This is a genomic window from Bacillus sp. EB106-08-02-XG196, from assembly GCF_013396335.1.
Lineage (GTDB): Bacteria > Bacillota > Bacilli > Bacillales > Cytobacillaceae > Neobacillus.
Map to the genome: position 1 here is coordinate 1 of NZ_JABWSY010000040.1, position 1407 is coordinate 1407.

Here is a 1407-nt window from a genome sequence, read left to right on the forward strand (position 1 = left end):
GTCGTTTCGCTTTTTGTCCGTTTTTTTCTACCTGTTCAAACATAACCTCTATATTGGCTAAAAGAGCCTCACCTCCTTCCATTAACGCCTGGTAAAGTGTGGCGAGGAATTCCTTTATGATGGAGAAGGCCTTAAATTCGCTTATTTCTTTCTCCTTTTTTAAGTAAAGAAGTTCTCGAATTTTAAATGCTAAAGTAGATGTGATAAGTAGTGATATAAGGGTCCCATAAAGATGGCATTCGAATCGTTCTACTTTCATTTTCTTTACTTTATTTATATCGTATATCGATTTCCATGCCTTAAATAAAATTTCTATTTGCCATCTGAGAGAATATAGAGGTTGTATTTTTTTCTTTGAAATTACATTATATGGTATATTAGTTATGAACATGTTCAATCCTGAGAGCTTTTTGGTTTGGTGTGAAAATTTCACACCATTTTTTATTTCTTTTCTTTTCCTCTTTTTTAACCTCTTTTCCGTCTGTTCATCCGTTAATTTACACAAAATGAGCCGTGGGATTTTCAGCTTTCCCTTCCCTGCATAGATATTTTCTATTTCTCTTGTCTCACCAATCTCCATCTCTTCCATTATTTTTTCTATGTCTAATCTGACGAAATTCTCCATTCCATCCTTGACATAAGCAAGTATTTTCGTTGTCGCCCTTGAAATATAATAGGCTTCTGCTTCACTAATCGATCTCAGGGTTTTATAAGAAAAATATCCTAAATCACGAATAATTAAATCAAACTTTTGGATGGTACTCATAATCTCTTCTGCAAAAACGTGATCACTATCCAACTGATCTTGTACAACAAGATGCAAAAGTTCCCCCTTAAGCAGCTCGTACTCCAGTTGAATCCTGACACCTGATTTGTGATATCCGAAGTATTTTTCCTGATAGACTGTGGCCAGTTCAAAGGAAGTGGAATCCAATATTCGGATTCGGCCAATTTTTGGATGACGAAGACTTGGGAGAAGATCGGATAAGAGCTGTTTTGAAATGAGTGAAGAAAAAACATCCTTCAATAAATTTACTCCGGCTGCGCAAAATCGTTGGTTTAACCCTTCTGTACTAAGGGAAATGTTTCTTTCGGAGGCTAAAACACCACATAATTGGGTTAACGACTTTTTTCCTGACTGATGATTCAGAAACCCGCAAAGTGCAATAAAATCCTTAGGTTCGAATTTGCTGGACCTCTGAAGAAACAAATCTTTTCTAGCCAAATCATTGAGGAAATTAGGGCTAAAAATCTTGGTCAACTCGTCGGAAATTAGTTGAAAATCCTCTTCCACTCTCAGTTTACGATTTAACATAATAAAGACCTACCTTTCTTTAGGTTTCAAAGAAAGAATAGGTCCATTTTGGTAAAATTGAAAGTTATTCGCTTAGCTTGATGGCTATGGTG

General features: G+C 35.7%; 1 protein-coding gene. It reads right to left on the bottom strand.

What is annotated here, in order from left to right; translation table 11 throughout:
* Positions 1 to 1315 (bottom strand): IS4 family transposase (locus tag MLOOGBEN_RS28775; protein ID WP_179161664.1); only part of this gene is annotated, 1315 nt, incomplete at its 3' end.
* Between the last annotated feature and the right edge of the window lie 92 nt (positions 1316 to 1407).